Genomic DNA, 12334 nt, shown 5'->3' with positions numbered 1-12334 from the left:
AATGCCGAAACCGCAGGCAGGCGCCTGCCCGGTCCGCCTCCTGTTCGGGCAGATCAGAGGGAGCCGCCGACGCGGCCCTGGAACCCGTGGATGATCCGGCTGCCCCCGAACGGGATCAGGGCGACCTCGCGCCGCTGACCCGGCTCGAAGCGAACCGCCGTGCCGGGGGCGATGTCCAGCCGCCGACCCCATGCGGCCGCCCGGTCAAAGGCCAGCGCCGCATTGGCTTCCGCGAAATGGTAGTGGGAGCCCACCTGGATCGGCCGGTCGCCCGTGTTGGCGACCTCCAGCACCACCGGCTCCGCCCCGGCGTTGAAGACGATCTCGCCCTCTGGCGTGTCCACCTCTCCGGGGACCAGCGGTCGATCCATCGCGAACCTCACCGGATCGGGCGATGGACGGTGACGAGCTTGGTCCCGTCGGGAAAGGTCGCCTCCACCTGCACCTCGGCGATCATCTCCGCCACGCCCTCCATCACCTGCTCGCGCGACAGGACCTGCGCCCCCGCCTCCATCAGGTCCGCCACGCTGCGGCCGTCGCGCGCGCCTTCCATCACGGCATCGCTGATGAGCGCCACCGCCTCGGGGTGGTTGAGACGCAGGCCACGCGCCAGACGCCGGCGCGCCACGTCGGCTGCCATGGCGATCAACAGCTTGTCCCTTTCGCGCGGCGACAGCAGCATCAGAGCCTCCAGACCTTGGGCAGCGGGGCCTCGGCCAGCGCGAGGATGAGCGGGATCAACGCCCGGCGCAAGGCGTGTCCATCAGCCGCGAGCAGCCGCCCGAACAGCACTCCCTCGCGCACCACGCCCGCTCCTCCCTTCGGGGGCAGAAGCGGACGCACGCGCTCCAGCGCCGCCTCGGCCCCCGACCCGACCAGAAGAAAGGAGGCCGCGGCTCGAGCGCCGCCCCCTGCAGGACCATCGAGCAGCGCCGCCGCATCGCCCTCGATGCGCAGCGCATCCGCAAAGACGAGCTCTCCCTCCCGCCGCACGGTCCAGCGGTCGCGCAGCGACAGGCGCCGGACCTGCTCGCCATGGGCGAGACGGCCGAACAGCAGCGCCTCCGCGACCATCAGCGTGCCGCCCGCTGCCACGTCCGCCTCCAGCCGCCGCCGCAGGGCAGCCCCGTCGTAGAGGATCGTCTCCTGCGGCAGCCAGTCGATGCGGCCGCCTTCGCCCACGCGGAGACGGACGCCGACCTCGGCCGCGCCTCCGGCCGAGCGATAGGCGCGCTCGCAAGCCTGGCTGGTGAGGCAGAGACGGGCACGGGCGACAGTCTCCGCCTCGGTGTCCGACCGGTCGCCGCCGGTCCATCCGCCAGCCGTGTTGAGCAGCACGGCCTCGAGCCACGGCCCCGAGGGCCGTGGAAACAGCATCTTGAGCGATCCTTCGAGCCGGAGCCGCGCGAGCCGCCCTCCGCCCCCCGGCCCGGCCCCGACCGAGATTGCCGCACGACCCGAGGCGCGTGGGGGGGCCGGCCCGGTCCTCAGCGGCGACGCCCCACGAAGTCCCACAGCGCCAGTGCCAGGGTGATCCCCACCAGCACGCCCAGATCCAGCCGGCGGAGCTTCCAGATGAGGATGCCCAGAAAGCCGGCCAGGGTCAGCAGGGCAAGAAGCCCGATCAGGCGCGCGGTCACGACTCATCCTCCCCTCTGCCGCCCAGGCGGGTCTCCAGCCAGCGCGCCGTCCGCAACAGCCGCCCGTCGTCCCAGCGCCGCCCGACGACCTGAAGCCCCATCGGCAGGCCCTCGCCCGACCACAGCAGCGGCAGCGTCGCCACAGGCAGACCGCAGAACGTCCACAGCCGGTTGCAGGCGGGCGATCCGGTCGCCTCCAGCCCGACCGGCGCCGGGCCGGGTGCCGCGGGCGACAGGATCGCGTCGCAGCGGTCGAACACCTCGTCGAGCATGGCGACCAGGACGCCCCTCCAGTCGAGGGCCGCGAGATAGTCACGGGCCGGCACGGCGCGCCCCCGCGCCAGCGCCTCGCGCAAGCCCCGCGACAGGATGTCTCCGCCCCGCCGCTCCCAGGGGTGCAACGTCTTGGCCATCTCGGCGAGCTGCACCGTCTCCTGCGCATGCGCGCCCTCGGCGAAGGGCGGCGGGAGGTCGAAGGTGAAGGCGTCCTCGCCCAGGGTGTCCACCACCTCGTCCATGGCGCCGGCCATGTCCGGGTGCAGTTCCGCACCGGGCAGGTTGCGCAGCACGGCGAGGGTCGGACGCACCGGAGGACCCTCGGAGGCGATGGCGTGCAGGCGCGGCGGCGGAGCGGGCGCGGTCGCCGGATCGGCCGGATCGTCGCCGGCCAGTGCCTCGGCCAGGAGCGCCGCCCCGGCCACGTCGCGGGCGAACACCCCGATCGTATCGAGGCTCGGGGCCTGCGCGAGAACGCCGGTCCGTGCGATGCTGCCGAAGGTGGGCTTGAACCCCACCACGCCGCAGAAGGCGGCGGGACGGATCACCGAGCCGGCGGTCTGCGTCCCCACGGCCAGCGGCACCATGCCGGCCGCCACGGCCGCCGCCGAGCCCTGCGAGGAGCCGCCGGGCGTGCGGGCTGGATCGTGCGGGTTTGTCGTCGGTCCCGGATGAAGAAAGGCCAGTTCCGTGGTCGCCGTCTTGCCGAACACATAGGCCCCGGCGGCGAGCAGCCTTCGCACCACGGCCGCATCGTCCTGCGGCACCCGGCCGGCATCCAGTGGGGTGCCGTTCTGCGTCGGGATGCGGCGAGTATCGATGACGTCCTTGATTCCGACCGGCAGGCCGTGCAGCGGGCCGAGGGGGCGTCCCGATCGGCGCAGCGCGTCGAGCCGCTCGGCTTCGGCCAGGATGTGCCCCTCGTCCAGCCAGGCCCAGGCCCGGACCTGCGCCTCCACGGCACGGACCCGCTCGAGGCAGGCGCGCGCCAGCTCCGTCGCGCTCAGCGCTCCGCGCGCGATCCGGTCGCGCAGATCGGCCGCTGACAGGCCCAGAAGCGCCTCCGGCGCAGCGGCGGTCCTACCGGGTGCCATACATCGCCTCGGGCAGGGAGAACACGATGCCGGGGAAGAGATACATCATCGCCATGGAGATGAAGACCATGACCAGGAACGGCATCACCCCCCAGAAGATCTGGGTCAGCCGCACCTCGGGCGGTGCGATCCCCTTGAGGTAATAGGCCGACATCGCCATCGGCGGAGTCAGGAACGAGGTCTGGAGGTTGAGCGCCACGAGGATGCCGAAGAACAGCGGGTCGATCCCGAACAGCGGCAGCAGCGGCAGGAAGATCGGCACGAAGATGATGATGATCTCGGACCATTCCAGCGGCCAGCCCAGAAGGAAGATGATGAGCTGCGCCATCAGCAGGAAGGTCAGCGGCGTCAGGTTCAGGCTCTGGACGAATTCCGAGATGACGTGCTCGCCCCCCAGATACGAGAAGACCGACGAGAAGGTGTAGGAGCCCACGAACAGGAAGCACACCATCGCCGTCGTGCGCACGGTCAGATAGACGCTCTCGCGCAGCCGCTCGAAGCTCAGCGCGCGGTAGAGCAGCGCGAGAACGAGGCCCCCCAGCGCGCCGATGGACGCCGCCTCGGTCGGCGTGGCCAGACCGAACAGGATCGAGCCCAGCACCGCCAGGATCAGCACCGCCAGCGGCAGGAACGAGGTGGCGAGCATCCACATCAGCCGCCCGAACGGCACGTCCGGCACGTCGTCCCGCGACAGCCTTGGCGCGACCGAGGGCTGGAGGATCGCCCGGCCCACGACATAGACCAGATACAGCCCCACCAGCACGAGGCCCGGCAGCAGCGCCGCCGCATAGAGCCTCACGATCGACACGCCCGAGGCCGCGGCATAGACGATCAGCATGATCGAGGGCGGGATCAGGATGCCGAGCGTGCCGCCCGCGCAGATGATCCCCGACGCGAAGGAGGGGTTGTAGCGCGCCTTCAGCATCTGCGGCAGCGCCAGCAGCCCCATCAGCGTCACCACCGCGCCCACGATGCCCGTGGCGGTGGCGAACAGCGCGCAGGTCACCAGCGCCGCCACCCCCATAGAGCCGGGGACGTTGCGCGTGGCGATGGCCAGCGTGCCGAACAGCTTGTCCACGATGTTGGCGCGCTCGACCACATAGCCCATGAACAGGAACAGCGGCACGGCCGTCAGCACCTCGTTCGACATGACCGTGTAGGTCTGGTTCACGAACAGGTCGAAGACGCGGTTGTTGTAGAAGCCCTCCAGCCAGGCGCTCCAGGTCTCCCAGGTGCCTGCCCCCTCCTCCAGCCGGTTGAAGGCGCGCCATTGCCGCGACGGGTCGAAATAGGCGTAGTAGCCGAACGCGATCCCGAGCGCCATCAGCGTGAACGCGATGGGAAAGCCCAGAAACACGAGCAGGATGAAGATGCCGAGCATCAGGAGGGCGATCTGCGGATCGGTCACGGATGAACCTCGGAACGGGGCTGGCGCTCAGGCGCCGCCCTGGATGCGTTCGTTGCGCAGGACCGTCTCGGTCTCCTGCACGTCCTCGCCGCGCGGCGGCCAGACCCCGGTGCGGATGCACAGGATGCAGCGGCAGATCTCGGCCGCGCCTTGGATCGCCAGCAGCGCGCCGGCCACGGCGATCACGGTCTTGAACTGGTAGATCGGCACCCCCGCCGGGCTGTTGACGCTGACCTCGCCATAACCCCAGGAGCGTGCCGCATAGCGCCAGCCGGCAAAGACCAGCGCCAGGACGCCGGGGTAGAAGAACAGGATGTAGAGGATCAGGTCCACGGTGGCCTGCGTGCGCGGCCGCCAGAGCCTGTAGAGGAAGTCCCCCCGCACATGCCCGCCGCGTGCCAGCGTGTAGGCGCCGCCCATCATGAACAGCGTTCCGTACATGATGAACGAGATGTCCAGCGCCCAGGGCGTCGGCCGGTTGAAGGCATAACGCACCAGCACCTCATAGCTCATCCCCAGCGTCATCAGCATGATGAGCCAGCCGAAGGTGCGCCCGACCAGCGACGACAGCGTGTCGGCAAAGGCGATGAAGCGGAGCATGGACGGCCTCTGACGGAAGGGAGCCGGCCCTGCGACGGGCCGGCGCCGCAGGCAGGCTCAGAGTGCGAGCCGGCCGGGGAAGTAGTGCTCGTAGGCCAGCCGGTAGTCAGGCGCGTTCATCAGCTCGTAATAGGTGACGCGCTCCACCCATTCGCGCTGGCTGTCCATGACGCGCTTGGCGAAGGGATCGTTCTCCAGATCGGCGATGAGCTGGTCCCAGGCCTCGAGCTGGGCTGACAGGATCTCCTGCGAGGTGCGGTGGATCGTCACCCCGAACTCGTCGCGGATGCGCTGGAGGTCCGACGAGTAGTTGTCGAGCGCGAAGGCGGTGTTGGCGGTCGAGGCCGCCTCCACCCCGTGCTCGAGGATCGCCTGCAGGTCGGGCTCGAGATCCTCGAAGAAGTCGCGGTTGAACACGAACTCGAAGCTTTCGGACGCCTGGTGGTAGGACGAGAGATAGTAGTTCTTGGCCACGTCCGGCGCCCCGAAGCGCAGGTCCGAGGAGGGGTTGTTGAACTCGAACGCGTCGATCACGCCGCGCTCCATGGCGGGCACGATCTCGCCGCCCGGAAGCTGGGCGACCGACATGCCCATGGCCTGCAGCAGGTCCGCCGCGAGGCCCACGGTCCGGTACTTGAAGCCCTGGATGTCGGCGACCGTGTTGACCTCGGTCTTGAACCAGCCGAAGGGCTGCGCGGGCATGGGGAAGCCCATGAAGCCCACCACGTTCAGACCCAGGATGTCCTGCGTCAGCTCGCGGTAGAGTTCGGCCCCGCCGCCCTGGTGGAACCATCCCAGCATGGTGGTGGCCGAGCCGCCGAACACGGGCCCCGTGCCGAAGAACGAGGCGTTCTTGCTCTTGCCGTACCAGTAGACGGGCACCGAATGCATGGCGTCGATCACGCCGTCGCTGACCGCGTCCATGACCTGGAACGCGCCGACGACCGCGCCGGCGGGCAGCAGGTCCACGCGCAGCCGGCCGGCGGACATCGCCTCCACACGATTCGCGTAGTGCTGCGCCATCTCCTGCCAGATGTCGGAAGCCGGCCAGGAGGTCTGCATCTTCATCACGATGGGCGACTGTGCGAGGACGGCCGGGGCCGCCAGCGCCGCCCCTGCGGCAACGCCGCCGCCCAGCATGCCCCGCCGCAGGAACGTCCGTCGCGACAGGTCCGCCGTGGCGGGCTTGTTGGTCTGGTCCGACATGGTCTCCTCCCGTTGAACATCCACACGGCCCGTCGTTGCGGGCCCTGTGGCGACCCTGCCTTGCGCCCGCCTGCCGAGGCAAGCGGAACTTCGTCGCTGTCGCTCCCGCTCGCGTGGTGGACGCGAGGTCACAGGACCGCCCGTCCGCTCCCCCGGCGGCCGGGGCGGCTTCCCTCGGCCGGACGGGCTCGCTAGCCTCGGGGCAAGGGGCGGACACGGCCCCGCAGATTCGGCGGAGCAGCCCCGCCCGGCCGCGACAGGGGCCCGGCGGGTTCGAGCAGGGACGACGCGACATGCAGGACGATCGTGCGGCAGCCCTCGTGGGGCGGCGACGGATGCTAGGACTTCTCAGCGGTGGAGCCGGTCTCGTCCTTCTGGGAGGCTGCGCCCGCAACCGGCTCGAGCCCCTGCCCTCCCCCTGGCGCCCCGGCACCCAGCTCGACGCGATGGTGCCGCGGCTCGAGCCGTATCTCGACGTGACCAACGCGCATACGGGCGAGCGGGTGGCCCTGCGCTTCGCCGACCGCGGCGGGCGGCACGACCGCCGGGCCATGCGGCGGCTCGACTGGGTGTTCCGGGACTGGCGGCAGAACCAGTCGCCCGAGATCGACCCGCGCCTCTACTGGGCTCTCGCCGCCATCGGCGGGGCGGCCCGGCAACAGGGCGGCAGCGGCCAGGTGACGCTGCTGTCGGGCTTCCGGACGCCGCGCACCAACTCGATGCTGCGCGCGGAGGGCAGCGGCGTCGCCTCGGGCAGCTACCACCTGCGGCGGCGCGCGGCCGACATCCGCGTGGACGGGCTCGAGATGGAACAGGTCGCGGCCTATGCGGAATGGCTGGGTGTGGGGGGTGTGGGGCGCTACCCGCGGTCCAGCTTCACCCATATCGATTCCGGGCCCATCCGCACCTGGTCGGGCTGAGCGCGGGGCCCGGCGACGGTCCCCAGCGCCGCGCTTTCGTCAGGCCGCGTGGTTGAGCGGCGCCGCGTCCGGCGGCGCCCCGACATAGACGCCTTCGTCCACCATGTCGCGCAGCCACCGCCCGAAGCTGAAGCCCGGCACATGATAGCGGGCGAAGAACCGCGCCGCCTGGAGGGGCGAGATGGCCCCCTCGTCCATGCGCCGCACCACGACGAGCAGCGCCTCCACCAAGGCCTCCCCCTCGCGCGGGCCGTAGCCCGGCGGGTCCGTGACGGCCAGCTGGACGCGCAGGCGCGCCCGCAGGTCGGACAGGTGAGCCAGACTCGACGGGTTGTGGAGGTGCAGTCTCATGCGCGTCCTCCCCGGCCGTGCGTGACCCGGCGCAGTTAGGCGACCCGTGGTCTCCTTGCCACCCCCGGTTGAAGGACATGCGACGCTTCGCGATCCGGCCGGACTGCCGTGGCGGAAATCCGCCGACGCGGTTTCAGGACTCCGTCCCTCTCCAGGCCCGCTGCGCCGGAACGTGCAGACGCAGCCGGTCGCCCCGGCGCAGCACTCCCTCGCGTTCCACCCAGGCGGTGATGCCGCGGCGGCCCCGCGCGACCTCCTTGAACCGCTTGCCGTGGCCGGGCCGGGCCCTGTCGATCGTCCGGGCGGGCTCCAGGCAGGGGCCGTTCTCCAGATCCACCACCAGCGTCGCACCCCCTTCCACCTGAAGCCGGCTCGAGGGCGGCAGATGGGTGAAGTCGGGGATCCCGCCCACCACGACCGAGGCCCCGACCCAGGCATAGTCCATCCGGTCGAGGCCCAGCGCCTGCGCGACCTCCGCCATCTCCTCGGCGCTGACGAGACTGAGCTGGCGCGTGTTGCGGATCTCCGTGCCCTTCGGGTAGAGCGCCGCCACGCGCGAGCAGGCGGGACGCGTGAGGCCCGCATGGACCTCGCCCGCAAAGCCCCCGAAGGTCAGCGGCATCTCGTCCACCGCCTCCCCGTCGATGAGCAGGTCGGGCCCGACCGGCCGCACGACGCGGCCGAGCCACAGGATCGTGCCGACATGGCCGGTCGCGACGAGAGCGGGCATCGTTCACCTCCACCCGCAGCGTGGCAGCCGGCCCGCGGCGGCGCAAGCGGGGGAACGATCGCTGGCGGAGCCCGTTGCCCCCGGGCAGGCAGCATCGGAGGACCGGCCCCATGCCGAAGGAGCCGCAATCGGGATCGGTGATCGTGACGGGCGCCTCGGCCGGGATCGGCCGGGCGGTCGCGGTCGAGTTCGCACGTCATGGCTGGTCCGTGGGGCTGATGGCCCGCGGACGGGCCGGGCTCGAGGGCGCCGCGGCCGAGGTCGAGGCCGCAGGAGGCCGCGCCTTCGTCCTTCAGGCGGACGTGGCCGATGCCGCGGCCGTGCGCTTGGGTGCGGACCGCTTCGCGCAGCGGTTCAGCCGCATCGACGTCTGGATCAACGCGGCCATGGTCACGGTCCTGTCGCCCGTCTCCCGGCTCTCGCCGGAGGAAGTGCGGCGGGTCACGGAGGTCACCTATCTCGGGCAGGTCCATGGAATCCTCGCCGCGCTCGCCCACATGCGCCCGCGCGACCGGGGCACGCTCGTCAGCATCGGCTCGGCGCTGGCCTATCGCGGCATCCCGCTTCAGGCGCCCTATTGCGCGGCCAAGTTCGCCACCCGCGGGTTTCTGGACTCGCTGCGCGCCGAGCTGCTGGCCGAGGGCAGCCGCATCCGGGTCACCGAGGTGCACCTGCCGGCCGTCAACACGCCCCAGTTCGACTGGGCCCGCAACCGGATGCCGCGCCGACCCCAGCCCGTCCCCCCCATCGTGGAGCCGGAAGCCGTCGCCCCCCATGTCTGGCGGGCCGCGCTTGAGGCCCCGCGCGAGTTGTGGCTGGGCGGCTCTGCCGCACGCGCCATCATGGGCAGCACCGCCGCGCCGGGCCTGACCGACCGGTTTCTGGCCCGCCAGGGCGCCCGCAGCCAGCAGGACGACCTTCCGGCCCGCTCCCGGCCCGACAACCTCTTTGCCCCTCTGGACGAGGCGCGGGATTACGGAACGCGCGGTCGCTTCGGGGGGATGTCGTCCGGCCACGTCTCCGCCATCGACCCTGCGCGGCTGCGCGCAGCCGCGCTGGCGGGCGGCGTCGGACTGGCGGCGGGACTGGCGGCGGCGCTGGCGGGGCGCGGCCGCCGCGGCAGCGGCGGGGGCTGAGCGACCGCATGTCCAACGACCTGTGGTACAAGAACGCCGTCATCTACTGCCTGAACGTCGAGACCTTCATGGACTCGGACGGAGACGGCATCGGCGATTTCCGCGGCCTGCTGCGCCGGCTCGACTATCTGCAGGGGCTGGGCGTCACGGCCGTGTGGCTGATGCCGTTCCAGCCCTCGCCCCGCCGCGACCACGGCTACGACATCAGCGACTACTACGCCGTCGATCCCCGCTTCGGCACGCTCGGCGACTTTGCCGAATTCACCCACGGGGCGGACCAGAGGGGCATCCGGGTGATCATCGACCTCGTGGTGAACCACACGTCGGACCAGCACCCCTGGTTCCAGAGCGCGCGATCCGATCCCCGCTCGCCCTATCGCGACTGGTATGTTTGGTCCGACCGTAAGCCGCCCCACGCGCACAAGGGCATGATCTTTCCCGGCGTGCAGGACTCCACCTGGACGCGGGACGAGGTCGCCGGGGCCTGGTACCATCACAGGTTCTTCCAATTCCAGCCCGACCTCAACACCGCCAATCCGGAAGTCCAGGCCGAGATCCTCAAGATCATGGGGTTCTGGATCCAGCTCGGGGTGCATGGCTTCCGCATGGATGCCGTGCCGTTCCTGATCGGCACGAAGGGTCCCGACGTGGAGCATCCCGAGCCGCAATACGGGATGCTGCGTGAGTTCCGCCGCTTCCTGCAATGGCGCCGGGGCGAATCGGTGTTCCTGGCCGAGGCCAACATCACCCCCGACCAGGCCGTGCACTATTTCGGCAAGGCCGACGACCGCCTCCAGATGCTGTTCGACTTCCATGTGAACCAGGCGCTCTTTCTCGCGCTGGCGACCGAGGATGCCCGCCCCCTCGGACGCGCCATCCGGGACACCGCGCGCAAGCCGGCAAGGTCCCAATGGGCCCATTTCCTGCGCAACCACGACGAGCTCGATCTCGCCCGGCTGTCGCCGGAGGACCGCGGGCGCGTCTTTGCCGCCTTCGCGCCCGAGCCAGACATGCAGCTCTACGAACGAGGCATCCGCCGGCGGCTCGCACCGATGCTGAACGGCGACCGGCGTCGGCTGGAGCTGGTCTACAGCCTGCTCTTCACCCTGCCCGGCACCCCGGTGCTGCGCTACGGCGACGAGATCGGCATGGGTGACGACCTCTCCCTCCCCGAGCGGGAATGCGGCCGCACCCCGATGCAGTGGTCGGGCGAGCCGCAAGGCGGCTTCACGCGATCCGAACGCCCCGTCGTGCCCGTCATCGCCGAAGGGCCCTACGGCTATCCCAGCGTCAATGTCGCCCGTCAGCACCGCGAGCCGGATTCCTTCATGAACTGGCTCGAGAGGATCATCCGCATGCGCAAGGAGATCCCCGAGATCGGCTGGGGTCGCGTCACGGTCCTCAGGATGCGCGATCCCGCGATCCTGGCGCTGCGCTACGACTGGCTGGGCAACGCCGTGATCGTGCTGCACAATCTCGCAGGGTCCCCGCGCGAGATCGCGCTGCGGCTCGACGATCCGCAGGGCGGGCGCCTCGTCAACCTCTTCACCCACGACCACAGCGAGGCGGGGCCGGACGGACGGCACCGGCTCATCCTGCCCGGATGGGGCTACCGCTGGTACCGCATCGGCGGGCTGGACTATCCGCTCGCCCGCCGCGAGGTGGAGGAGGCGCCCTGACGCCCCGTCAGCCCATGGACCGGTCCGGCACCCAGCGGTGCAGGTCCTCGCGATAGGGCTTGGCGGTCGGCGGCAGCTCGCGCCGCAGGTAGTAGTCGGGGTCCTTCCGCTGCCGCCACACGGCCGGGATCATCTCGCGATAGGCGTCCCAGATCGAGGTGTTGGGCGCCGGGAGGTCGTGCTTGATGAGGTCGTGCAGCTTGGGAAGGTTGTAGTAGGGCACCATCGGGAACATGTGGTGCTCCACGTGGTAGTTCATGTTCCAGTAGAGGAACCGCGAGATCGGGTTCATGTAGCAGGTGCGGGAGTTCAGGCGGTGGTCCGTCACGTCCTCGGCCAGACCGCCATGCTGGATCAGCCCCGTCATGATGAAGTGCCAGCAGCCGTAGATGCGCGGCCCGCCGATCAGCAGGAAGGGGATCGCCGAGGCCCAGCCCCAGCCGCCCAGCAGCATCGCCACCGTCGCCACGCCCGTCAGCCCGTAGATCGCCATGTGCACGCGCGCGGCGAAGATGGCCTTGGGAATCTCGCTTTCGGGGATGTAGTTGCGCTCGTCGTCCGACAGATGCCCGGCCGCGTTGCGCGCCAGGATCTTCAGCGAATCCCAGACATCCCAGACGCCCACGAAGTGCAGCACCTTCTTGAGCATGTTCGGGGGCAGCATCCACGCGATCTCGGCGTCGCGCCCGACGATGATCGTGTCGGTGTGGTGGCGCGCATGGCTCCAGCGCCAGGAGACCGGGTTGCGCATCACCTGGAAGCTCGCGATGTGATAGACCACGTCGTTCATCCAGCGGGTGCGGAAGGCGGTGCCGTGCCCGCATTCGTGCCAGCGCGAGTCGCAGGCCGAGCCGTACATCACCCCGTAGGCGAGCCAGAACGGCACGGCCCACCACGTGCCCCAGAACCAGATGCCTCCGGCCGCGAACAGCACATGCAGGCCGGCCCAGATCAGCGTGTCGCGAATCGCCGGTCCGTCGCGGCGCTGCATCAGCTCCTTCATGGTCTTGCGCGGCACGTCCGTGTGGTACCACTCGGCCGCCGCGAGGCCTGACTCGATCGCGCGGCGCGCGCTTTCCCCCGTCAGGGAGTAATCCCGGACCCGAGCCGGCGCCGCGCCGGCCCGCCCGGGCGCAGAGCCGGCCCCGTCCGCGTCGGCAGCAGGCGAAGGCATGGTCGTCATGGGACATCCTCCCGATGATGATCGGCCGCACCCGGGAGGCATGGCGGTCCGCCGCTCCGCGCCGGATGGGTCCGCGAAACAGGCCGTTCCGGCGCACGGCCGTGGGCGTCC

Annotated in this window: 14 protein-coding genes; 3 read left to right on the top strand and 11 right to left on the bottom strand. The window is 70.7% G+C overall.

From position 1 onward, the window contains the following. Window positions 1–53: 53 nt before the first annotated feature. From GT358_RS05255 to GT358_RS05220, 8 genes are all read right to left on the bottom strand, one after another. Window positions 54–359: an urease subunit beta gene (locus tag GT358_RS05255; protein WP_166581627.1), complete on the bottom strand. Its 306-nt coding sequence runs from the start codon at window positions 357–359 to the stop codon at window positions 54–56. A gap of 20 nt (window positions 360–379) precedes the next feature. Then, window positions 380–682 (bottom strand): urease subunit gamma, encoded by a 303-nt coding sequence (locus tag GT358_RS05250; protein ID WP_166581523.1) that lies wholly within the window; start codon window positions 680–682, stop codon window positions 380–382. Continuing rightward, window positions 682–1377 (bottom strand): urease accessory protein UreD, encoded by a 696-nt coding sequence (locus GT358_RS05245; RefSeq protein WP_166581522.1) that lies wholly within the window; start codon window positions 1375–1377, stop codon window positions 682–684. Before GT358_RS05245 ends, GT358_RS05250 begins: the two co-directional genes overlap by 1 nt. Window positions 1378–1487: 110 nt before the next feature. Beyond that, window positions 1488–1640, bottom strand: coding sequence for a hypothetical protein (locus GT358_RS05240; protein ID WP_166581521.1), 153 nt, complete (start codon window positions 1638–1640; stop codon window positions 1488–1490). Then, entirely contained in the window at window positions 1637–3010 is a 1374-nt protein-coding gene (locus GT358_RS05235; protein WP_166581520.1) for an amidase, read from the bottom strand. The genes GT358_RS05240 and GT358_RS05235 overlap by 4 nt, the downstream gene beginning before the upstream one ends. After that, the gene (locus GT358_RS05230; RefSeq protein WP_166581519.1) at window positions 2997–4418 is read right to left on the bottom strand and encodes a TRAP transporter large permease subunit; all 1422 of its coding nucleotides are present in this window, start codon (window positions 4416–4418) and stop codon (window positions 2997–2999) included. The genes GT358_RS05235 and GT358_RS05230 overlap by 14 nt, the downstream gene beginning before the upstream one ends. A gap of 27 nt (window positions 4419–4445) precedes the next feature. After that, window positions 4446–5018 carry a TRAP transporter small permease subunit gene (locus tag GT358_RS05225; protein WP_166581518.1) on the bottom strand — a complete coding sequence of 191 codons (573 nt, stop codon included), beginning with the start codon at window positions 5016–5018 and terminating at the stop codon, window positions 4446–4448. Between the two features lie 57 nt (window positions 5019–5075). Beyond that, window positions 5076–6224 carry a TRAP transporter substrate-binding protein gene (locus GT358_RS05220; RefSeq protein WP_166581517.1) on the bottom strand — a complete coding sequence of 383 codons (1149 nt, stop codon included), beginning with the start codon at window positions 6222–6224 and terminating at the stop codon, window positions 5076–5078. A 293-nt stretch (window positions 6225–6517) separates the two neighbouring features. Here GT358_RS05220 and GT358_RS05215 point away from each other — a divergent pair, with 293 nt between their 5' ends. Continuing rightward, window positions 6518–7144, top strand: coding sequence for a DUF882 domain-containing protein (locus GT358_RS05215; RefSeq protein WP_166581516.1), 627 nt, complete (start codon window positions 6518–6520; stop codon window positions 7142–7144). 39 nt (window positions 7145–7183) lie between these two features. Here the strand turns inward: GT358_RS05215 and GT358_RS05210 are convergent, their stop codons facing one another. Beyond that, the gene (locus GT358_RS05210) at window positions 7184–7495 is read right to left on the bottom strand and encodes a hypothetical protein (protein WP_166581515.1); all 312 of its coding nucleotides are present in this window, start codon (window positions 7493–7495) and stop codon (window positions 7184–7186) included. Window positions 7496–7628: 133 nt separating this feature from the next. Then, window positions 7629–8225, bottom strand: coding sequence for an MOSC domain-containing protein (locus GT358_RS05205; RefSeq protein WP_166581514.1), 597 nt, complete (start codon window positions 8223–8225; stop codon window positions 7629–7631). 110 nt (window positions 8226–8335) lie between these two features. Between GT358_RS05205 and GT358_RS05200 the strand changes: the two genes are divergently transcribed. After that, complete coding sequence (locus GT358_RS05200; RefSeq protein WP_166581513.1) at window positions 8336–9361, top strand: SDR family oxidoreductase; 1026 nt, start codon at window positions 8336–8338, stop codon at window positions 9359–9361. Between the two features lie 8 nt (window positions 9362–9369). Further along, window positions 9370–11040 (top strand): alpha-amylase family protein, encoded by a 1671-nt coding sequence (locus GT358_RS05195; protein WP_166581512.1) that lies wholly within the window; start codon window positions 9370–9372, stop codon window positions 11038–11040. Window positions 11041–11047: 7 nt separating this feature from the next. Here GT358_RS05195 and GT358_RS05190 read toward each other — a convergent pair whose 3' ends face one another. Continuing rightward, a complete protein-coding gene (locus GT358_RS05190) occupies window positions 11048–12223 on the bottom strand; it encodes a fatty acid desaturase family protein (protein ID WP_243730707.1) in 1176 nt (391 codons plus the stop codon). Between the last annotated feature and the right edge of the window lie 111 nt (window positions 12224–12334).

It is taken from the genome of Rubellimicrobium sp. CFH 75288, from assembly GCF_009904055.1.
Classification (GTDB): Bacteria; Pseudomonadota; Alphaproteobacteria; order Rhodobacterales; family Rhodobacteraceae; genus Rubellimicrobium.
The sequence above is the reverse complement of the archived record's forward strand: the minus strand, read 5'-3'. Positions and strand labels throughout refer to the sequence as shown.

Coding starts and splice junctions, on each gene's coding strand:
- GT358_RS05250 (WP_166581523.1), bottom strand. CDS start 682: ATGCTGCTGTCGCCGCGCGAAAGGGACAAGCTGTTGATCGCCATGGCA.
- GT358_RS05245 (WP_166581522.1), bottom strand. CDS start 1,377: ATGCTGTTTCCACGGCCCTCGGGGCCGTGGCTCGAGGCCGTGCTGCTC.
- GT358_RS05235 (WP_166581520.1), bottom strand. CDS start 3,010: ATGGCACCCGGTAGGACCGCCGCTGCGCCGGAGGCGCTTCTGGGCCTG.
- GT358_RS05225 (WP_166581518.1), bottom strand. CDS start 5,018: ATGCTCCGCTTCATCGCCTTTGCCGACACGCTGTCGTCGCTGGTCGGG.
- GT358_RS05220 (WP_166581517.1), bottom strand. CDS start 6,224: ATGTCGGACCAGACCAACAAGCCCGCCACGGCGGACCTGTCGCGACGG.
- GT358_RS05215 (WP_166581516.1), top strand. CDS start 6,518: ATGCAGGACGATCGTGCGGCAGCCCTCGTGGGGCGGCGACGGATGCTA.
- GT358_RS05210 (WP_166581515.1), bottom strand. CDS start 7,495: ATGAGACTGCACCTCCACAACCCGTCGAGTCTGGCTCACCTGTCCGAC.
- GT358_RS05205 (WP_166581514.1), bottom strand. CDS start 8,225: ATGCCCGCTCTCGTCGCGACCGGCCATGTCGGCACGATCCTGTGGCTC.
- GT358_RS05200 (WP_166581513.1), top strand. CDS start 8,336: ATGCCGAAGGAGCCGCAATCGGGATCGGTGATCGTGACGGGCGCCTCG.
- GT358_RS05195 (WP_166581512.1), top strand. CDS start 9,370: ATGTCCAACGACCTGTGGTACAAGAACGCCGTCATCTACTGCCTGAAC.
- GT358_RS05190 (WP_243730707.1), bottom strand. CDS start 12,223: ATGACGACCATGCCTTCGCCTGCTGCCGACGCGGACGGGGCCGGCTCT.